A 21,407-nucleotide genomic window follows, 5' to 3' on the forward strand; every position below is an offset into this window, starting at 1 on the left:
TCAGGCAGCTATCGGGCGCACCGATGAGGATAGCTGACGCGGGCGGACCTTTCCTGCACATTGTTTTCCGAACAGGTTGATGAACGTTGGTCTGCGGCAAGGGCCGGCTCTGAGCGGCCCGTATGCTGGTGTTCGGAAAACGGCCGTTTAATGAACACCTCGGCGGACCAAACCTGATCAGAGCTCCGCCAGATGGCCGCTCCGTACAATCCGCGATGTGTCTTTTGATGGCGGTAGACCAAAGAAGCGGGAATATTCACGGCTGAACTGCGTCGCGCTCTCGTAACCAACGCCGAATGCAACCGAGGTGGCGTTCCCCTCACCGTTCATCAGCATCGAGCGTTCGCCATGCGTTCTCGCTTAGCGTTGTTTAGCGTACTTTCCACGCTATGCCCTCAATTTGGCAACCGCGAAATTTTGTCGGCCATCCGGTCGGTGTGTTGTTGACGGCGAGCCTGCCAGCGTCGCCGCAAAAGGGCGGTTACCGGCATAGGCAACCGATTATTACACGAAGGAACAATCGGGCTTCGCCGCCGCTTGTAAATGGGAACGAGGACTGAAATGATCTTTCAGAGCCTTTTTGTCTTTTGAAAGCGCCGCGCGAGATGCTGTCGACCGTAATGAAGTCGTTTCTTACGCCCAGCCCAAGCCTGGCGGGGGCGCAGTATCGCGCCTACTCGCGGCAAATGCCGATGATGTATCCGATACTGCTTTCGAGCAGCTGGATAGTCGCCTACGTCCATATGGATATCGCGCCGTTGTGGCTGACCGTCGGTATCCCGGCGATTTTCACGGTCGGCTGCCTATTTAGAATGTTCCAATGGATAAAGGCCTACGGAACAGCACCATCACCAGAAGAAGCAAGCAGGGCATTCAAGGCGACGAGGCTACTGGCCCCGCTCATTGCCTTGTCTTTCACCGTCTGGTCGTTCCTTCTCTTCTCCTACGGCACGCCTTACACCAAATCCTATCTGGCCTTTTATATGGCCAATACCGTCGTTGTGTGCATCTTTTGCCTGATGCATGTCCGCGAGGCAGCGCTGATCGTGACCTTGATTGTCAACGGCGCGTTTATCGGATTCTTCGCTTGGGCGGGGCAACCTACATTCGTTGCCATGGCGCTCAATACAGCGCTCGTGTCCATAGGCATGCTGGTCATTCTCACAATCAACTACAATGATTTTGCAAAGAGGGTTGTCGCTGAAACCGATGCTTTGGCGAAGCAGGCGGCGCAGAATCGATTGATGCGCATGATTGACGATATGCCGGTCGCGGTGATGACGGCGGACCCAGTCGATTTCAGGATCACGTATCTGAACGAAACGTCTCGCAAGCTCGTGAAGCGCATCGAGCACCTTCTTCCGATCAAGGTCGAGGCGATGATCGGCGCCAGCATTGACGTGTTTCACCTTGTCCCTGATCGGCAGCGCCGCTTTCTTTCGGACCCCAAGCTCCTGCCGCATAGTGTGCGCATAAAGCTCGGGAGCGAAGTGCTCGACGTTAAGGCATCAGCCATACACGCCGAAGACGGGTCCTACCTGGGTCCGATGTTGACCTGGGCGATCGTGACCAGTGAAGTCAAAGCGGAAAACCAGATCCGCTATCTCGCCCATCACGATGCTCTTACCGGCCTCGCGAACCGGGTGACCTTGAACGCAGCGCTGCTCAAGTTGACCAAAAATGATCGCACCCCGGGAGCATTACTGTTTATCGACCTGGACGGCTTCAAGGAGATCAACGACACGCTCGGGCACAGTTTCGGCGACCAACTGCTTGTTGCCGTTGCCAAGCGGCTGTCTGCAGCTTGCGAAGGCTATTCGGCGGTCGTCGCCCGGCAAGGCGGCGACGAATTCGCGATCGTGTTGACCGATGTTTCGGCGGCGCAATGCGATGCGGTCACAGCCGACATTCTTGCGAGCCTCTCAGAACCCATTGCCTTGGAACGTAAGCGTCTTGCCCAGATTGGAGCATCAATCGGCGTAGCACTCTTCCCGAAGCACGCGACATCCGCAGAAGATGTCATGGTTCGCGCCGACATGGCGCTGTACGTCGCCAAAGGTGCCGGGAAGGGCTGCGTGCGCTATTTCTCTGCGGAAATGCAGGATGAGTTTATCGCTGCCAAACAGTTGGAAGGCGAACTTCGCATCGCTCTTTTGTCGGGAATAGGGCTGAGCATATTCTACCAGCCCATCATCGACATGCAGCTACGCAAGGTCGTTTCCAGAGAAGCACTGGCGCGATGGTACCACGAAGATCTGGGCTGGGTGTCTCCCTCCACTTTCGTTGCGGTCGCTGAGCAAAGCGATCTGATCCTTAAACTGGGTCACTATGTCATTCACGGGGCATGCCGTGAGGCAATGACGTGGAGCGACAACGAGACGGTTGCCGTCAATATCTCCGCATCACAGATGGGGCGGTCGGAATTGTTCCCCTTGGTGTGCTCGGCCCTGGAGCATTCCGGCTTACCACCGACCCGGCTAGAGCTGGAAATCACCGAAACCGCTTTGCTGAAAAACGAGGCAGCCTCGATTGCCGAACTGCAACAGATCAGGGCGATTGGTGTCCGGATTTCGCTGGACGACTTCGGTACCGGCTATTCCTCACTGGCGCATCTTCGCCTCTTTCCTTTCGATAAAATCAAGATAGATGGCAGTTTCGTGCGTGACGCGCTGGACAGAGCCGATTGTGCATCAATCGTTGCGGCCGTGATTGATCTGGGGAACAGGCTGGGCGTTGCTACGGTCGCGGAAGGAGTGGAGACGATGGCGCAATTTCATTTGATGGAGGATTTGGGATGCCACCAGGTGCAAGGATATCTCATCGGTCGCCCTACGCCTTCCCCCTGCGATGAAGTTCTCAATACCGACCTTGTAGCGACATCGTAAACGATGCCCACGCCGCAAGCCCATATTGCTCGCGAGATCGTTCGCCTTGAACGCCTTCACGAGTTCGCTATTCTGGATTCCGCTCCGGAGCAGGACTTCAATACCGCTGTCGAGCTGCTGAGAAATGCGTTCGATGCGCCCATCGCGCTAGTGTCAATGATCGATGAGAGCCGGCAGTGGTTCAAGGCCAAGTGCGGGATTGAAGTCGACCAGACCCCGCGGGACATGGCCTTCTGTGCGCATGCTATCCATGTCTCTGAGATTCTCGTTGTTGAGGATGCCGCCAAAGATCCGCGCTTCGTCGATAATCCACTTGTCACCGGGCCGCCCTACATTCGCTTCTACGCTGGGGTTCCGCTGCGTCCATGGATCAACCCAAAGCCTGGCAAGGATATATCAGGTATCGGCACAGCGTGCATTATCGACACCAAGCCCCGCACTCTCGATGAGCGTTCGAGGGCGCTTCTGGTCGCCAGTGCGGCGATGGTCAGTTCCCTCATCGCGTGCAGAACGGCTGCCTCGGAAGCCATAGCCTTGAGCAGAGAGGCTCACGCACAGGCCGAGGTGCTCGAACGACAGCATCTGCAGCTTCGTCAAGCCGAACGTATGGCGCAGATCGGTTCCTGGCGCCTCGATCTTGCGGACAACAGTGTCCATTGGTCCGATCAGGTCTACGTCATTCATGGCTTGCCGAGCGGCAAGATGCCGTCCGTCGATGAGGCTCTGAGCTTCTATCCGCCAGAACGCCGGGAAGAGGTGGCCAAGCTTCTAGAGCGCGGAGCGACACTGGGGGAATCTTTTGACTTTGAAAGCGACTTTATCACCGCAGACGGCCGCATGCGGCGCGTTCGCAGCATCGGTGAACCGATTGTACTTGATGGTCGGCCTGTCGCACTGATCGGCGTGTTTCAGGACATCACCGATCGTCACGAGCGCGAGTTGTTCCTTCGCCAAACGGCCGATACCGATGCCTTGACAGGACTGCCCAATCGGGCCTGTTTCGAGCAGGAACTTGCCCATGTCCTGGCCCGAACGCAGGATCACGGGGCGCCGGCCCTCATACTGCTCCTCGATCTAGATGGCTTCAAGGCGGTCAACGATACCTTCGGTCATGCCGCAGGCGACGAAGTGCTGCGGGTGATGGCAGATAGGCTACGCCAAAAGGCAAATAACGGTATTTTCGCAGCGCGCCTTGGCGGGGACGAATTCGTGATACTGCTCACCCGCCCCCGTGACTGCGCGCGGGCGGAGGCCTATATTACCGAGACGCTGCATGCCCTGCGCCACACCATAGAGCGTGACGGCCAAGAGCGATCTGTATCGGCAACCATCGGGGCGGCATTTCTCGAGCCTGGCGATGCAAGTTCCCATGATGCACTTCGCAGGGCGGACATCGCGCTTTACGAAGCGAAGCGCCAAGCTAAAGGCACTGGCAAATTGTTCGGGGAGACGACACTGTTCGCTTGATCGGCTGCAAGCGATCCAAGCCTTTGCCTGGCTGGTGGCCAATTATTAACCCTGTCCTGCCTATACTCAGGCCATGAAACACACCTCTCTGCGCGCGGACGAATTAGCCCGGTTGAAGGCGCTGGAGCAATCGGGGCTGATGGATTCTTCCCCGGAGCGTGAGTTTGATGAACTGACCCGGCTTGCGGCGACTGCATTGGGCGTTCGCAGCGCGGCCATCAGCCTTCTTGATGACAGGCGGCAGTGGTTCAAGTCGCGGCACGGCATACCGTTCAGCGAGACGACGCAGGAGGTGGCGTTCTGCAACTACCCTCTAGCATCCGGCGAGCCATTTGTGGTCTGTGACGCCTCGCAGGACGAGAGGTTTGCGCAAAATCCCTTGGTGACCGTGCCCCAGGGGATCCGCTTCTATGCTGGGTTGCCGCTGATCCTGGCATCCGGTCAATGCCTTGGCACATTGTGTGTGTTCGATCCAGAGCCGCGCGACGGGCTGACGGCAAACGAACGCAATGTCTTGCGCGATCTGGCGCGACTTGCAACAGAGCTGATCGAGACCTGTCAATTTCGTCAAATGGGCGAAATCGCCGCAAAGGTCGTTGAGGCAACCTCGGATGCGGTGCTGGCTGCCGATCGTGACGGCAATCTCGTTTACTGGAATGCCGCCGCGGAAAAATTGTTCGGTTGGAGCGTCGAGGAAGCTCTCGGGCAAAATGTTGAACTCATCATTCCGCATCGTCACACGGTTGGGCATCGCGACATCTTCGCGCGAGCCGCCCGGGGCGGCACTACCCGGCTTATGGGCACCTTTCTGGAATTGCCCGGTTTTAGCGACCAATGGAGCTCTACGTGACCGCTATCGTTCGATAGCGCACCGTATTTGGTCGCATTCGTCATGAGCTCATGCAGCGTTAGCGTGAAGCCCAGTGAGACTTGGGCATCGAAATGGACAGCGGGACCGGAAATATGGATACGCTCCGAAAGACCTCCATTGCTTCCCAGCACTGTCGCAGCCAGATCTTTCAAATCAGCGCCGCGCCATTCAGCGGCGGTCAGTGTATCGGTAGCCTGGGCCAAGGCAGCGAGCCGAAAGCTGAGAGCCTCGCTTGCGGCACCCATGCTGCTCGATTGCCTCAAAGTCTGGCTGGCAACGGTCTGAACGACGGCCAGCTGGTTTTTAAGGCGGTGAGCAAGTTCCTGATTTACGAGACGGAGCTGATCCTCATGCTCGGATAGCCGTTGGTTTGCCTCAGTCAGTTCTGCTGTGAGAACCCTGGACCGTTGTAAGGCTGCGCGTAGCTCTGAAGCGACCAGGGTCACTGCGGTCATTACGACGGCATAGAGGAGCGTTGCTGCCCACTGCGTGACGGTCAACCAACCGGGCTGCGAGACATCAGCGATAGTGAGCCCCGCAAGGAAAGCAGAAAACCAGACGGAAAACAGGCCCGTCGCGCGCGCCATGACCAGGGTGACCACGAGCACCACCGGAATGAACAGCAAATAGGGAAGCAAGTTCGTGACCATATAACAGGTTGCGGAAAAAGGCTCTTTCCTTGAGCCGCTTGAGGTGATTCAGACGCCTTCAACTGAGGTTGAAGGATTTGAGATGCGGGGCGGCGATTACCGGAGCGAAGGGTTGTTTTCCTACGTGAGCTGCGAAGCTCGGGTTCCGGCCAACCACCCACTTCGGGCGATCCGCGCGATCGTCGACGAAGCTCTCGAGGTGATGTCGGCTGATTTCGATGCGATGTATTCGCGCATTGGCAGGCCATCGATCCCGCCCGAGAAGCTGCTGCGCGCATTGCTCCTGCAAGCTTTCTATACGATCCGCTCGGAGCGCCAACTCATGGAGCAGATGGATTACAACCTGCTCTTCCGCTGGTTCGTTGGCCTGGCGATGGATGCGCCGATCTGGGATGTCACGGTCTTCACCAAGAACCGTGAGAGGCTGCTGCCCGGGGACGTTGCCGCCAAGTTCCTGTCCGCCATCATCAACCAGGCACGCGTGCAGGCTCTTCTGTCCGACGATCATTTCTCGGTGGACGGCACGTTGATCGAAGCCTGGGCCAGCGTGAAGAGCTTCAGGCCCAAGGATGAAGGCGGCCCCGGGAATGACGATGACGGTGGTTCAGTCTCCGGCCATGGCGAGCAGAAAACAGCGCCGAGCAATGCCGGACGCGATTTCCGGGGCGAGAAGCGCAGCAATGCGACCCATGCATCAACCACTGACCCCGATGCCCGCCTGTTCAAGAAAGCGCGGGGCCAGGCAGCCAGGTTGTGCCATATGGCCCATGTTCTCATGGAGAACCGCAATGGCCTCGTCGTCGATGCGATCCTCACCCAAGCGACCGGCACCGCCGAACGCGATGCCGCACTGACCATGCTGGGCCGGATGGAAGGGCGCCATCGGATCACGCTGGGCGCGGACAAGAACTACGACACCGCCGCCTTCGTCGAAGCATTGCGCGAGATGGACGTCACCCCGCATGTGGCTCAGAACAACAGCAACCGGCGCTCGGCAATCGACGGGCGTACGACACGCCATCCCGGCTACGGCCTCTCCCAGAAAATCCGCAAGCGGATCGAGGAAGTGTTCGGATGGGCAAAAACCTGCGGCACGATGCGAAAAACCCGACACCGTGGGCAACATCGCGTCGGATGGTCCTTCACGCTCACCGCTGCCGCCTATAACCTCATCAGACTGCCGAAACTGCTAGCCGCCACCTAGGCCTGCGCCTCACAACGCCCGAGGCCGGTCAAAAACGACCGGCTTCGGGAAGTTACCTCCCGGAATGACTGACGCCGTGGGCTAGAAAACCGCGAAAACGGGGCCAATGGCCGGCTCTGCCAAGCCTTTTTCCGCAACCTGTTAAGCGTTCTCACGCGAACAAACGGGTATCACCGCCCCCATGCAGCAAAGACCCAATTCTAACCGTTTTGATGTGCTCCGGTGGGAATAGCGCCGCTAGCGCCAACCGGGGACAGTAAGCGACAGCGGATTGGGCTCGCCAGTTCAGGCCGATCCGCGTGATTGCCGTATGCCTGGTCCCAATAGAGCTACTCGCGTCCATCCGCGCGCAGCACATCGAGCTGGCGAGCGAGGTCCTGGTCGGCGGTGGACATGCGCGCATATCCGATCCGTCATGTGCCGGGCCGACCGGACAGTAGCAGCTATGTTCAACATTCATGATTGGGCAGGAATTGTCCGATCGCGCCTTCCAGCGCAGGGTGTCGACAGTCGAATGGTGCAAAGGGCCGACTTTTGGATTGCTGCTGGCGGCGTTTATCGGAAAGCATTTTATGACCCATGCTGTTACCGAGGGAGTCTCCGGTCGCGCGTGTCCAGAACTGAAAGCGCAAGTAGCCGCCGCTGATTTACGCGACTAGCCATCTCGATACGATGGTACTCGGACTGCCATTCGGCCGGTGGGCTGCTGCTCTTGGACGAGAGGCTACGCCCAAGGAAGGAAGCTACGACCTTTGCTATTGCGGGAGCATCTCAAGCGATCGAGTCAAGGGTGCTGCGCAACACCTCTGCGGACGCGAGCAGCGCCAAGCGCTCATCAGGCCGGAGATCGGGTTCCAGCACGCGCAGCACACCTTGTGCGCCGATAAGGCATGGTAGGCTCAGGTAGAGGTCGTTCAGACCGAACGCTCCGGTTAGTCGTGCGGAGATGGGCAGCACCACACGTTCATCGCGGTGGACCGCCTCGCAGATGCGCACGATCGCAGTAGCTACGCCATAGGAGGTAAAGCCCTTGCCATGGTTGATTGTGTAACCGGCACGCATCACGTCGCGCGCTATTGCGGCTCGGTCGATCATACGCCCATCAAGAAAAGCATCGAGCGCTACCCCACCGATGCGCACGGTAGAAAAGGCGGCGACCTCGCTATCGCCATGCTCCCCTAAGACCAATGCTTCAACAGTAGCGGGAGCGATGCCGAGCTCTTCCGCGATTCGCTGCCGGAATCTATTGCTGTCAAGGAGGGTGCCGGTGCCGATCACACGTTCGGGTGGGAGACCGGACGCCTGCTGCGCTACTTGTGCCATCGCATCCGCCGGGTTGGAGGCGACGACGATCACTCCGTCGAACCCGACCGCTTTCACCTCATCGATGCAGGCACGCACAATCTCGGCGCTTTTGCCCGCGATGGACGTACGGGTTTCGTCGCCATGAGTCGCGGCTCCCGCTGTCAAGACCAGAATATCCGCCTTCGCTACATCGGCATATTCGCCTGCCCAAATGCGGGTCGGTCGTGCAATGGCATTGGCATCGCCAATGTCGGCTGCCTCTGCCATCGCTCGCTCTTTACTCGCGTCGATCAGCACGATCTCGGTGAACAAGCCACGCAGCATCAACGCGTACGCGGCGGTAGCGCCGACGTTTCCGCTACCGATAATCGCGACGCGGGATGACGTCGGACGAGAAGATTTGGACAAGATCGATCCCTTCGGTTCAAGCGATGTCTATGTGGCCGACGCTATTTTACGCCGCACCGCCAATACTACCAATCCACCGCAGTCGGTCGGCTCGCCCGCCGCGGCAATCGGACCGTTGCCAAGGCGCAATGCCGTCGCGGCGCCGCTGCGTTTCAAGGGGATCGATGAGAACGTACGCGCTACCGACGATCGTTTCGAGTGCCGCGACCAGCGCCGGGCTCTTGCCGTTTCCGCTCATGCGACCAGCGCCCCACGGTCGAGTTCGCCGACCGATCGCGCACCGGTCAGCGCCATGGCCACGCGCATCTCGCTGGCGAACAGGGCCAGGAGGTTGGCGACCCCTGCTTCCCCCGCCGCAGCCAGGGCATAAATGAAGGCCCGGCCGAGTAGCACCGCATCGGCGCCCAGTGCCAGCATCCGCACTACGTCCAAACCTGACCTGATGCCCGAATCGGCAAGCACCTTGATCTGGCCCCCCACGGCCTCGGCGATCTCGGGCAGCGCGCGGGTACTGGACAGCACGCCGTCCAACTGGCGTCCACCATGGTTGGACACGACGATCCCGTCCGCGCCGAACCGCACCGCGTCGCGCGCATCGTCGGGATCGAGGATGCCCTTGATGACCATCGACCCCTTCCAGAAATCACGGATCCATTGCAGGTCTTGCCACGCGATCGATGGATCGAAATTGTTTCCGAGCCAACCAATATAATCCTCCAGCTTGGTCGGCATCCCGCGATAAGTGGAGATGTTGCCCAGGTCGTGCGGCCGGCCGCGCAGCCCGACGTCCCACGCCCAATGGGGATGCGTGATCGCCTGTGCGACGCGGCGCAGGGGCGCGCCGGGTCCCGACATGCCTGAATGACGATCGCGATAGCGCGAGCCCGGCACCGGCATGTCGACGGTGAACACGAGCGTCGTCACCCCTGCGGCCTGCGCCCGTTCCAGCGCGTCGCGCATGAAGCCGCGATCTTTCAGCACGTAGAGCTGGAACCAGATGGGCGCGGAGGAGGCGCGCTGCACTTCGTCGATGGCGCAGACGGAGACGGTAGACAGAGTGAAGGGTACTCCCGCAGCGGCGGCCGCGCGCGCGGCCTGCACCTCGCCTCGCCGCGCGTACATGCCCGTCAGCCCTACCGGCGCCAGTGCGACAGGCATAGCGAGCCGGCTACCGAACAGTTCGGTTTCGAGGCTAAGGTCGGCCACGTCGCGCAGCACGCGCTGGCGCAGCGCAACATTGGCAAGGTCGGTGACGTTGCGCCGCAGCGTATGCTCCGCATTGGCGCCCCCGTCGATGTAATGGAACAGGAAGGGCGGCAGGCGGCGCCGCGCCGCCTCGCGATAGTCGGTGGGGGCGGAAATGATCACGATCTGCTCTTTTGCCTGTCTTGGGGAATAGAAGGGGCGTGGAGCGCGGCCGCGCGCACCTGGCGTGCACGTTCCTCGTCGATCCCACGGATGGTTGTCTCCACGAACTGGATATGCGCGTCGGAAGCATCGCGCGCCGCCTCCGCGTCGCCAGCGAGGATCGTCTCCATCAGCCGGCGATGCTGGTCTGATAGCTGCTCAAAGGTGCGAGGCACGGTGTAGAGCTTTTCCAGGCTATCCGAGATGCTCGATCGCAGCAGCCCAAACATGCTCGACATTACCGAATGGAGCACCGCATTGTGCGATGCGCGCGCTATGGCGAGGTGAAAGGCGGCGTCCGCCTGGGCCTCGTCGCCCGCATCGCCCGATCCATGGCTATCTATCATCGCGTCGAAGCAGCGGCGGATATGGTCGCGATCCGCAGGCAGCGCGCGCCGCGCGGCGTGAAAGGCGGCCTGCCGCTCCAGGCCCTGCCGCACCTCCAGCACATCGCGGCCATAGCCGGGATCGGCCGCGATCCGCGCGCCCAGCGGTGCGGCGATAGTGCCTTCCGCCCATCGCGCCGCCAGCGGAGCGGCGATGGTGGTGCCGCGCGGCCCGACCGATAGACGACCCGCCGCGCTCAGCCGCCCGATCGCCTCGCGCAGGCTGCCGCGCGACGTGCCGATCATCGCCACCATGGCGCGTTCCGAGGGCAGGCGCGCGCCAGGGGTCAGGCCACGCTCCGCGATGATTGCCTCGATCGCCGCCACGGCGCGGTCGACTACGCGATTGGAGGAAGCGGGACCGGGGGCCGAGGAGGCAGGGGGCACCGTCGTCATGGGATCATCCAGGGCAGCATATAGGCCTGCACGGTGGTCAGGACGCCGATCAGCGCGGCGAACAACAGGCTGTGCTTTACTGTGAAGCGGAACAATGCCGATTCGCGTCCCACCAGCCCCACCGCGCCGCAGGCGATCGCAATCGACTGGGGCGAGATCATCTTGCCCGTGCCCCCGCCAGTGGTGTTGACTGAGACCAGCAGCACGTCGCTGATCCCGATCTGGCGCGCCGTGGTCGCCTGCAACGCGCCGAACAGCGCGTTGGCCGAGGTGTCCGAGCCGGTCAGGAAAACGCCAAGCCAGCCAAGGAACGGCGAAAAGAAGGTAAAGGCGCGGCCCGTCTGCGCCAGCGGCAGCGCCAGCGTCGCGGACAGCCCGGAATAGTTGGCGACAAAGGCGAAGGCCAGCACGGTGCCGATCGAGTAGATCGGGACCAGCAGGCCCCTGACGGTCGCGGCGAAGGTGACGAGAGCCCGGCGCGGGCGCAGGCCGAGCACCAGCAATGTGACAAGCGCGGCGATGAAGATCGCAGTGCCCGTCCCGGAGAACCAATCGAACTTGTAATCGGCCGGAAACGGCGTTGCCTGCGCGGCGATCGGCGGTCCTTTCAGCACCCGCCCGTCGAGCAGCGGGACGCTGACATGCGCCACCATCGAGGACAACGGGCCATCGGGCGCGAAGAGCCGCTTGAACGGTGCGATGCTCCACAGGGTCACAAAGGCGGTGAGGATCAGAAAGGGAGACCAGGCGCGCACCACCTGACCGCGCGTCACAGGCGCGGCGTCTTGGGCGGGTAGCGCCATTCCCGCTTCGCCGGCGTCCTCAAAGCGGAAGACGCGGGCGGGTTTCCAGAACCGCAGGAATAGCGGCAGACAGATCAGGGTCGCCAGGCCGGCGAGAATGTCGGGCAGTTCCGGTCCGACATGGTTGGCGGTCAGGGACTGGACGGTCGCGAACGATCCGCCTGCCACCAGCACGGCCGGCCATGTCTCCCGCACACCGCGCATGCCGTCCATGACGAAAACCAGCCAGAACGGGATCAGTAGCGCCAGCAGGGGCAGCTGACGGCCCGCCATCTGTCCGATCGCGAACGGCCCGATCCCCGTCACCTCGCCGGCGACGATGATCGGGATGCCCATCGCGCCATAGGCGACCGGCGCGGCATTGGCGATCAGGCACAGGCCCGCGGCGTGAAGCGGCTTGAACCCCAGGCCGACAAGCAGCGCTGCGGTGATCGCGATCGGGGCGCCGAATCCCGCCGCCCCTTCCAGGAAAGCGCCGAAGGCGAAGCCGACCAGCAGCAGCTGCAACCGCTGATCCTGGGTGATGGCCAGGATCGACCGCCGGATGATCGCGAACTGGCCCGTTTCCACGGACACCTTATAAAGAAAGACCGCGCCGACGATGATCCAGGCGATGGGCCACAGGCCATAGCAGAAGCCGTAGATCGCGGCCGCGAGCGCCATGCCGGCCGGCATCCCGAAAACCGTGACCGCCACTGCCATAGCCAGCAACAGGGTGATCGTGCCTGCGACGTGCCCCTTCAGCTTCAGCACGGTCAGCGCGGCGAAAAAGAAAAGGATCGGTATCGCCGCGACCAAGCCGGACAGCCAGAGGTTGCCCAAGGGATCATAAGTCTGGCTCCAAGTTGTGGCTGTCTGCACCAATGGTCCTACCAAGCTCCCGGTTTCTCTTCCTCTCCGTGGGTGAGTGGTCAGCGCGAGTCAAGGTGTCCGCGAGAATTTGCAATGACTTGGTCTGACCAAAGTGCTTTAGCAGGATTCCTCCGGTGGCGCCTTCGCTGCGGCGAGGCGCCGGTGCCAGGCGATCGCCGCGTCGCCTGCCAAGCGGCGCAGTGCAGCTATCGACGCGCGATCTTCCGACGACACGTGGAAGCGGCGTACCGTTGTGCCCAAGTCGTGCAGCGCGACCTCGGCCTCCGTGCTGGCCAGGCCGGCCGCGCGCCGCGCCGCCTCGATCTCTCCTATCGGGCGGGCGGCCTCGACCGCCGCGACATAGGCGTGGTTGGCCGCGATGCCGGACCGGATGCGCTCGGTGGGGGAGGCGCCAAAATCGGGCCAGAGCAGCAGCACGGCGAGCAGCGCGGCGATGCTGCCGATGACGTTATCGAGCATCCTGGCGGAGGCGATCCCGGCACCGGGCTGAAGCAGTTCGGTGACCAGAATGAACAGCATGGTGAGGAACGCCACGAACACGGTGTAGTTCACCGACCGCAGCGACACCGCCGTTCCCGCCAGCCCGATCGCCAAGCCGGCCAAAACTGCCGGCGCGGTGGCGACATGCAACACCAGTAGCGCGATGCACCCGCCCAGCAGACTTCCGAGAATGCGTTCCAGACAGCGCGTCCATGTCACGCGTGCGCCGCCCTGCAATACGACCACCACCGCCATCGCCGCCCAATAAGGATAGCCCAGCCGAAAGACGATCGCTGTGTAATAGACCGCCATCAGCCCGGCGGACTGGCGTAGCGCCTGCCGGCAAGCCTGCCGCCACCCGGTCGCCGGGGCCGTTGCCAGGTCGGCGGTCCTGGTGATGATGGGCAGGTCGGTAGGGTGGGCGTCGAAAGCGTCCAGCGCCTGCGCGATCGCGCGCACGCACCCGATGCACAGGTTGTCCGAGAGACGCCCTTCGGTTCGCCGCAACCGCTTGACGGCGCGGTGTCTCGTTTTCCGGCCGGCTTCCCCCGCGCGCATCGACGATCGCCAGGCGAGCAGCGCCACCCGTACCGCCCGCGCAGTTGCAACGCGCTGGGGGGCGGGGCCGATATGGTCGATGAACGCCTGGTCGAGCGCGATCAATGCCCCGAATATGGTTTCCGCCGTGTCAAGGAGGCGAAGAAGCGGCGCGGTTACACCAGGATCGCGGGCGTAAGGGGCGATCAACCCGCGCAGCCGCTCGATCGACAGGCGCACGGCGCGGCGATGTGCGGCATGCTCGCTGTGCCATTGCTCGTCGCGATGGCGGCTATCCCCGATCGTCGCCAGATCGCCGCTCATGTCCAGCAGCCGCGCGGTGACGGCATCGGCGAGCTGGCGCAGCGGAGCCGCAGGGTCGAGCCGCCACAGCGCATTTATCAGGAGATAGGCCCAGGCCGATCCCGCGCTGAAGGCGCCCGCCTGAAAAAGGGCATTATCCAAGGGGCGCGGAAAGCCGACGGCGACGACCCCAACAACCGCCAGCAGAGTGCCGAGCGGCCCGCTCCAGGCAACGCGCGATCCTCCGACAATCGACAGGAACACCAGCGCCGGCCCGATTATCATGCCGGCCATAGCACCTGCCGACGCCCCCCAGGCTCCGGCGAGCGTGACCAGCGTCCCACACACGACGAACAGCAGGAGCAGACGGCGTCGCAGCCGGTCCGGGCCAGGCGCGTCGCATAGGCAGGTCCAGAAGGCGGCGAACACCGCCCAGCCTAGCGCCGCCCGCCCGAAGGAAACCGCGATCGCCAGCGGTACGCCGACAGCCAGCGCGGCGCGGAACCCCTCCGCAAGGCTGAAATGTTCCGGCGCCAGCCCAATGGAGCGTAGTTCCAGCCATCGCGCAGCTAGTCTGACGGTGGTCGGTGCGGTGCGTCGGGATACCCACCCCATCGCCCATGATGCCATGGTCCTGTCCATCGTCATCGTTCTTCCTCGGCGCCTAGCGCCCGTCCAGAGACATTCTCCGCGTGGCACATGCAAATAGATCGTACATACCCAATAGGGTATGCTGGCATCCGGACTCGTTTCGACTCGCTGCATCCAACTGGCTTAAGGGCCAGATCATCGCCGCGATTGGGCGGGGCACCGAACGTTAGAAGCAAGCAGTTGATGGTAGTTTTCAGAAATTTGCGATGATCTTCATGCCTAGTAGCGTCGCGTCCGAGGTCTTGGTGGTTTCACCCGGACGGATCATATAGTCAAATTCGGGCTGAAGCTGAAGGCCGGGCATGACATCAATGCTATAATAAGCCTCGATCACGTGAGAGCTGGTCTGCGGTGCCAGCACCGAAGCCCCAAGCGACTGACCGCTATCGATCAAGTACATCTGGTTGAGGCGCAATCGGTCGCTGACATGATACCACGACCATAGCACGCCAAAACGATCGGTATCGCGATGCGGGACCACCCCGTTGAATGAAAAGCCCGCATAATATTGGTCTGACAACGCCGCCACGCGCGGGGTGTTGTGGACATAGCCGAACATCAGGTAACCACCCGACATCTGGTCCGATCCGCCCTTGCGGTAGATCATCTGATCACCTTCGAACCAGTACATATTCATCGGTGCGCTAGGCGGCGTACTATCCCGCTTAATCGCGTTGGCTGCGCCGGTTGTCATCAGGTCGGCATAACGTGAGGTGTCGCGGGCATAGCCGAACACATAATGGCCCGGTAGCTTTTTGTCGGTGAGAAACGGCTGCCACGTGAATTCAATCGGCAGCATGACCCCGGTGGTTCGCTCGCTGCCCCAGGCCCAGCCCGATGGATTGCTCGCCAGCGGCGTGACCTGATAAACACCCAACTGTACGCTGGTATCACGCGTGGGGCGCAAGCGTACACGCCCACCCATCGTAGCCTTGGGATAAACGGCGAACCCGGGTGCCCGCTTGAGTATAACCGGCGCCGAGCACGTCACCATGAACGAACATAGTAGCGGCGATGTCGCAAACACGTGGGTCAGCGACATGCGTCCCACCGCCACATCAAGGCGCCCGTCTAACATGGTTTTTTGCAGGTAGAAGTCGACAAGATGAGCGGCGACGCCTCCCGTTAGTCCATACACTTCCATCAAGTTGATATAACGCTCGCCCAGTCGATCGGTCGACACCTGGTGCCCCACTCGGTTCATTACCAAGGCGTGCAGCGTCCAGCCTCGCAGCCCGACCAGCTTGTCGAGATCGAAATGCATTTGCAGGGTGAGTTCGTGAACATAGTCTGCGCCGCGTTCCACGCCGCCATCAAGGTTGTCCATCGCTTCCGCCTTATAGGAGAGGGAGAATGTCAATCCCTTCTGCTTCAGGCTGGCACGGAACCGATCGAGCGGCGTGATCAGATGGCCGCCCACAGTGGTCGGCACATAATAGGCATCGGGAATGTCGGTACGGCGCAGCGAGTCGAGTTCGGATGGCAACAGCCAGGATATAGCCTCACTGTCAGTCAGAGGACGCAGGCTGCTGCCGCCAATATTGCGGCGAAGGCCTTCTGCGGTGTCGGGCATGAGAGGGGCCGTATCGGTGGCAGGAGTGTCATGATCACCCTCAGCATCGTCATCATCTGATGGCGTGGGTGCTGCATTTGCCCCCACCGACACGGCGGTGACAACGGACGCCGTTTCATGGGGCGACGCTGCGGACAAAAACTTGGACGACGTCAGCGGCGATACGATCTCCCGTTCAAGGGGGGCACCGTCCTGAGAACCGCTGGCTTGAAGAACGCTGTCTTCGGAATGGGCCATCACTGGGCTGGCGCAGGAGATCAAGGTTGCAGACAAAGTTGTCAGCATCGGCAAAGAAGCGCGACTGTGCGAAAACGGCCGGGGAAATTTTTGCATTATGAAGCCCTGACCAGCTAGGCGCGTTTCTCCAGGCCGGGTCGATCCATAGAAGCGCCAGGAATCCGCGATCAAATAAGAGGCCGGAGCGGCTGTTCGGGGTAAAGCCGAAAGGCCGCTCCGACGTGGCGATGTCATCCCTAGCGGGCAGCCAAGCCTTTTTGTGGGAGGGCGTAGGCAATGATATAGTCGCCTACGTCAGCCGCGTGGCTCATACCGCCTACCGAGATCACGACATACTGACGTCCGGTACGCGGCGAGCGGTAGATCAAAGGAGCGGCCGGGGCACCGGCGGGCAGCCGGGCCTTCCACACTTCTTTGCCCGTGAGCGAATCCAGCGCGCGCAGGTAATTGTCCTGGGTCCCGGCAAAGAAAACCAGACCAGAGGCCGTTGCGGTCGGTCCACCCAAAGTAGGCATGCCAAGCGGGATCGGCAGGTGGGTTTTGATACCCATCGGCCCAGTATCGCGCACCGTGCCAAGCGGTACCTGCCAGACGATTTTCTTGGTCTTGAGGTCGATCGCGGTCATCGTGCCGAAGGGAGGCGTATTGCAAGGTACGGCCAGCGGCGACTGGAGAACGTCGATCCGGACTCCGCGATAGGGTCCAGCGACCTGCGGACGAAGCGTGCCCATGAAGCCGGGAACTTCGTCCATCGAGATCTTGTACTTGCCGGCGTTTTTCTCGTTGACCAGCATCATGCGTAGCGGCACGCGCATGTCGTTCACAAACATCAGGTCCCGCGTTTCGTCGATCGAGACACCGCCCCAGTTCATACCGCCGAGCAGGCTCGGATATTCGATATAGGGTTTCTCACCCGGAGGCGTGAAGGCACCGGTATAAACCGAGTCCTTGAACATGATGCGGCAGTACAGCTGGTCGAAGGTGCTGACGCCCCACATCTTGCGTTCGCTCAGGCGATCATTGCCAATGATTGGCATGCCTACCGAAAATGGCTGTGTCGGCGATAGCCGATCGCCTTCGGCAGCCGGATTGTTGGTGACGGCCCGTTCGACGACGCGAGTAACCGGCTTGCCGGTCCGACGGTCGAGAACGAAGATATTGCCCGTCTTGGTGGTTTGGATGAGCGCGGGAACCTTCAGGCCCTTGTCGTTCGTCATATCATAGAGAACGGGTTGTGAGGGCACGTCATAGTCCCACACGTCGTGGTGTACGGTCTGATAGACCCACCGTGTCCGACCGGTCGAGGCGTCGACCGCGACAATGGCGGCGCCGAACTTTTCCTTGGCCTGGTTGCGGTCACCCCCCCAATAATCGGGCGGACCAGCCCCGGTGGGGAGGTAGACGAGGTTGAGGTCACGGTCGTAAGTCGGGACCGTCCAGACATTGGGGGTTTCGAGAGAGAATTGCGGATTCTGCTGCGCGGCGACAGCATTGTCGGGACTACCCACGTCCCAGACCCAGGCCAGCTTGCCGGTCAGGGCATCATAGGCGCGCACCGCGCCCGAGGGTTCGCCGTGGACGATGTCACGGACCCAGCCACCGACAACGGCGACATGCCCCATCAGCACCGGAACCGATGTCGGATGATAGCGCTTGCCCCGCTCGACCGGGCCCATGCCTGGGGCCAGGTCGACTGTGCCCCCCTTGCCGAAATCGGCGCAAGGCTTGCCGGTGGCCGCATCGATGGCGATCAGACGTGCATCGACCGTGGAGATGAGCAGCCGCTGCCTGCATATACCGTCGGGGAGCGCAGCTTTCTGCGAGGGCGTCAAGCGGGTATCGGCGTCGACGTCGTAATAGCCAACACCCCGGCATGTGACGTGTTCGGCGGAATGAGCATGTGGATCGAATTTCCACAGCGCCTTGCCGGTGTCTGCATCGAGCGCCGTGACCATGTTTTCAGGCGTGCATGAGTAGAGTATGTTGCCGATCTGCAGCGGCGTGTTCTCGTCGACGCCAATCCCGGGCCCGGTCGTGCGGCGCCCGGTGCGATAGGTCCACGCAACCTGCAAATCGCTCACATTTTCGAGATTGATGTCGTTGAATGGCGCAAAGCGCGTCCCGTTGGCGTTGCGCCCGAACATCGCCCAGTTGCCCGGCGCGTCGATCTTGTCGAGCGCGAGGGGCGTTTGTGCGGACAGATTGCCCGGCTCGTAAATGGCGCCGTGCGGGAAGAAAGCCGAAATGAGCGTCAATATCAGCGCACCGGCGGTTGCTGCACCACCCCAGAAGCTGGCACTGCGCAGTTTCGCCGGCACGGCTTCCAGCGTCGCACTCGCCCAAAGCCCGAGACCAAACATCAGGGCGGGAACCACCAGACGTGGCAGCAGCGCCCAGAAGCCGAACTCGGGCGTGTCGAAAAGGGCCCAGATGACCGTCGCACCAAAAATGGCGATCGTCAGATGTAAAGCAGCGGGGTGCCTTTTAAGGTAAAGAAACGCGAGAATAACATATGCCACACCTGCCAGGGCATAATAGGATGACCCTCCAAGTGTGATCAGCCTCAATCCGCCTGCGGCAAGGACAAGGCCAACGGCGAGGGTTAGGGCGGAGAACAGAACGCGAAAAATGCTGCGGCCGTTCAAGCGATGAAGTGAAGAGTAGTCATTCATGACGGCTGCTCAACGAATCTACATCAGCCAATCTGTCCAACGGCATTTGACGGTTGTTCACTTAGTTGCCTTTCCATATTTATACTGGATTTTCACAAGAAATCCGGCGGCGCTGGTATATTATCCCATTTTATTTTTGGATTCTGCACGCGGTCTATATTGTGAAATACGCGCAAAATGGCACTAATTCATATCTATCAATCGGAAGCGCGGTCGTTAGACCTGGGTGCCGCATTCATGCGCGGTCCTTTATTTCGCTTTTGTGTATGAAGGAAATGAATTTGCGGAATTGTGAATATTCCAGTAACGAATGGCCATGGAGTTCCGGCTATTACGCTCGTTCACTGAAGTCGTGCGTTGCGGCGGTTTCTCGCAAGCAGCGCGTTCGCTCGCTTCCACGCAGTCCACGATCAGCAAAGCAGTCAAGCAACTCGAGAATGAGCTGGGAACAATATTGCTCGACCGTTCCGGGCACCGCTGCGTGATGACCCCTGCGGGAGAAGTGGTATATCGCCGCGGGATCAAGTTGCTGGCCGATCGCGACGACGTACTGGCCGAACTCGATGAAATACGAGGCTTGCAACGGGGCGTTTTACGACTTGGCATCCCCTCCGTTGGCAATATTAAATTATTCGCGCCCGTGGTATGCACCTACCGCGAGCGTTATCCACAAATCGAATTACGTCTGATCGAACATGGAAGCAACCAGCTCGAAAAGCACTTGCGGGCTGGTGACATCGATATCGCCGGCATTCTGGAGCCGCAGTCTCCTGACTTTGAATGGGAGCCGATACGGAGCAAACCGATCGTTGCCTTACTTTCGTCAGTCCATCCCCTCAGCCGCTGCGGCAGTCTCAAGTTGACGGATTTGCGCGATGTCCCTTTCGTCCTCTTCGACCTCGGCTTCCGTCTGCACGGCATGATCCTCAATGCCAGTCGTAAAGCAGGCTTCGAGCCGACCGTTGCCGTTACGAGCAGCCAGATCGATTTCATGATCGAACTGGTTTCAACCAATGTCGGAGTAGCGTTCCTGCCAAGCGAGATCGTCGATGAAAAACACCTGCAAGGTATCGTTTCAGTACCCCTCGACGAAGCGGAGCTGGCCTGGGTGATGGGTCATGCATGGCGGCGTAATGCCTATCTTTCTGACGCGACAGTTGCATGGATGAAGCTGATGCGGGAAACTTCCCGCCCGAGTGAACTTTATACAGGCGTCTAGCGCTGCCAACCGCGTTTACGGCCAGTCTGACTATTTCGTGTTCAGGGGCGCAGTCCTGTCTCGCACGTCCGATGATTGTGGCGACGATTTTTTCCCAGGCCAAGGTTACGCGCGATTGAGGGCATAGCGTGGATGGTACGCCGTAAGCGAGGTCTGACGGCCGCCTTGCACGGCGCCCATTCGCGGGGATGATTGCCGCTCTTTGAGCGGGGCGGCCGGTGTCGGACGAGATTGAGGATTCAGCGAGCGGCGCAGCGACTGCTCATACGAGCGGTCGTATGAGTAGTCGGATAGAGATCGTTAGCCGTGTGTCAGGCCGGCGGCGGTGGACGGTAGAGCAGAAGCTGGCCGTGCTGCGGGATGCATTCGGGCCGGAGGGCTGCGTGCGCGCGGCCTGTGAACGCCATGATGTCGGCAGCGGCTCGATCTACACTTGGCGGCGCCAGGCGATGTCCGGTGAGCTTGCCGGGGTTCGCAAGTTGGCCGAGCCGGCATTTGCGGAGGTGCAGATCAGCGAGCAGCCAGCCTTGCCTGCCCCGACAGTTGCAGCGGTCGGGGGCACCGTCGTGGAAGCGTTCGTGACGCGTGCGCGCCTTGCTGTCGGTGAAACCGTTCTCATCCACGGCGGTGCCGGCGGCGTGGGAACGATCGCGATCCAGGTTGCCAAGGCGATAGGCGCCCGCGTGCTGACCACCGCGCGTGCCGCAGACCATGCGTTTGTGCGGTCGCTCGGCGCCGACGAGGCGATCGACCATGGCACAGAGGATTATGTCGGTGCCGCAACGCGGCTGACGGGCAGTCGCGGCGTCGACGTCGTGTTCGACGCGATCGGTGGCGATACGCTGACGCGTAGTCCGTTGGCGCTCGCTGACATGGGGCGCGTCGTCAGCATCGTTGACATTCCACAGCCGCAGAACCTTATCGAGGCAGGGACTGTCAGGATTTCCGTGTGCGGCCGGGCATAATGGGCAACAAGGAGTCCCACTATGTCACGACGCAAAGAACCTGCCATACCGAATGAGCTTCTCGATCAGCTTTTGGCGGGCGGCGCTGCCAGTGCCGCCTTCGAGCAGGGCGGTC

Annotated in this window: 14 protein-coding genes; 6 read left to right on the forward strand and 8 right to left on the reverse strand. The window is 61.1% G+C overall.

Annotated features, from left to right (window positions below):
• Positions 1-605: 605 nt before the first annotated feature.
• From CG471_RS13255 to CG471_RS13265, 3 genes are all read left to right on the forward strand, one after another.
• Positions 606-2,885 (forward strand): bifunctional diguanylate cyclase/phosphodiesterase, encoded by a 2,280-nt coding sequence (locus CG471_RS13255; RefSeq protein WP_218964255.1) that lies wholly within the window; start codon positions 606-608, stop codon positions 2,883-2,885.
• A 3-nt stretch (positions 2,886-2,888) separates the two neighbouring features.
• A complete protein-coding gene (locus CG471_RS31670) occupies positions 2,889-4,352 on the forward strand; it encodes a diguanylate cyclase domain-containing protein (RefSeq protein WP_099232150.1) in 1,464 nt (487 codons plus the stop codon).
• A gap of 73 nt (positions 4,353-4,425) precedes the next feature.
• Entirely contained in the window at positions 4,426-5,202 is a 777-nt protein-coding gene (locus tag CG471_RS13265; protein WP_099232151.1) for a GAF domain-containing protein, read from the forward strand.
• Here the strand turns inward: CG471_RS13265 and CG471_RS31795 are convergent.
• The gene (locus CG471_RS31795) at positions 5,088-5,873 is read right to left on the reverse strand and encodes a sensor histidine kinase (RefSeq protein ID WP_099232152.1); all 786 of its coding nucleotides are present in this window, start codon (positions 5,871-5,873) and stop codon (positions 5,088-5,090) included. The genes CG471_RS13265 and CG471_RS31795 overlap by 115 nt on opposite strands.
• Positions 5,874-5,955: 82 nt before the next feature.
• Here CG471_RS31795 and CG471_RS13275 point away from each other — a divergent pair, with 82 nt between their 5' ends.
• Positions 5,956-7,077 (forward strand): IS5 family transposase, encoded by a 1,122-nt coding sequence (locus tag CG471_RS13275; protein WP_099232153.1) that lies wholly within the window; start codon positions 5,956-5,958, stop codon positions 7,075-7,077.
• A gap of 771 nt (positions 7,078-7,848) precedes the next feature.
• Here CG471_RS13275 and CG471_RS13280 read toward each other — a convergent pair.
• The 7 genes from CG471_RS13280 to CG471_RS13310 all read right to left on the reverse strand — a co-directional run bounded on the left by CG471_RS13280 (position 7,849) and on the right by CG471_RS13310 (position 19,108).
• The gene (locus tag CG471_RS13280; protein WP_036526759.1) at positions 7,849-8,790 is read right to left on the reverse strand and encodes an L-lactate dehydrogenase; all 942 of its coding nucleotides are present in this window, start codon (positions 8,788-8,790) and stop codon (positions 7,849-7,851) included.
• Between the two features lie 234 nt (positions 8,791-9,024).
• Positions 9,025-10,158, reverse strand: a complete 1,134-nt coding sequence (gene lldD, locus CG471_RS13285; RefSeq protein ID WP_099232154.1) for an FMN-dependent L-lactate dehydrogenase LldD — start codon at positions 10,156-10,158, stop codon at positions 9,025-9,027.
• Complete coding sequence (locus tag CG471_RS13290) at positions 10,155-10,979, reverse strand: FCD domain-containing protein (protein ID WP_234832059.1); 825 nt, start codon at positions 10,977-10,979, stop codon at positions 10,155-10,157. Before CG471_RS13290 ends, lldD begins: the two co-directional genes overlap by 4 nt.
• Complete coding sequence (locus tag CG471_RS13295) at positions 10,976-12,643, reverse strand: lactate permease LctP family transporter (RefSeq protein WP_099232161.1); 1,668 nt, start codon at positions 12,641-12,643, stop codon at positions 10,976-10,978. The genes CG471_RS13290 and CG471_RS13295 overlap by 4 nt, the downstream gene beginning before the upstream one ends.
• 108 nt (positions 12,644-12,751) lie before the next feature.
• Positions 12,752-14,623 (reverse strand): FUSC family protein, encoded by a 1,872-nt coding sequence (locus CG471_RS13300; protein WP_099232155.1) that lies wholly within the window; start codon positions 14,621-14,623, stop codon positions 12,752-12,754.
• 196 nt (positions 14,624-14,819) lie between these two features.
• A complete protein-coding gene (locus CG471_RS13305) occupies positions 14,820-16,532 on the reverse strand; it encodes a carbohydrate porin (protein WP_257211530.1) in 1,713 nt (570 codons plus the stop codon).
• Positions 16,533-16,672: 140 nt separating this feature from the next.
• Positions 16,673-19,108, reverse strand: coding sequence for a membrane-bound PQQ-dependent dehydrogenase, glucose/quinate/shikimate family (locus CG471_RS13310; protein WP_099232157.1), 2,436 nt, complete (start codon positions 19,106-19,108; stop codon positions 16,673-16,675).
• 310 nt (positions 19,109-19,418) lie between these two features.
• On the opposite strand from CG471_RS13310, the gene CG471_RS13315 reads away from it, so the two are divergent.
• The gene (locus CG471_RS13315) at positions 19,419-20,327 is read left to right on the forward strand and encodes a LysR family transcriptional regulator (protein WP_017503664.1); all 909 of its coding nucleotides are present in this window, start codon (positions 19,419-19,421) and stop codon (positions 20,325-20,327) included.
• Positions 20,328-20,605: 278 nt separating this feature from the next.
• A complete protein-coding gene (locus CG471_RS31680; protein ID WP_180275701.1) occupies positions 20,606-21,292 on the forward strand; it encodes a zinc-binding dehydrogenase in 687 nt (228 codons plus the stop codon).
• Positions 21,293-21,407: the final 115 nt, after the last annotated feature.

It is taken from the genome of Sphingobium sp. IP1 (assembly GCF_002708645.1).
In the GTDB taxonomy this organism is placed as follows: domain Bacteria; phylum Pseudomonadota; class Alphaproteobacteria; order Sphingomonadales; family Sphingomonadaceae; genus Sphingobium; species Sphingobium yanoikuyae.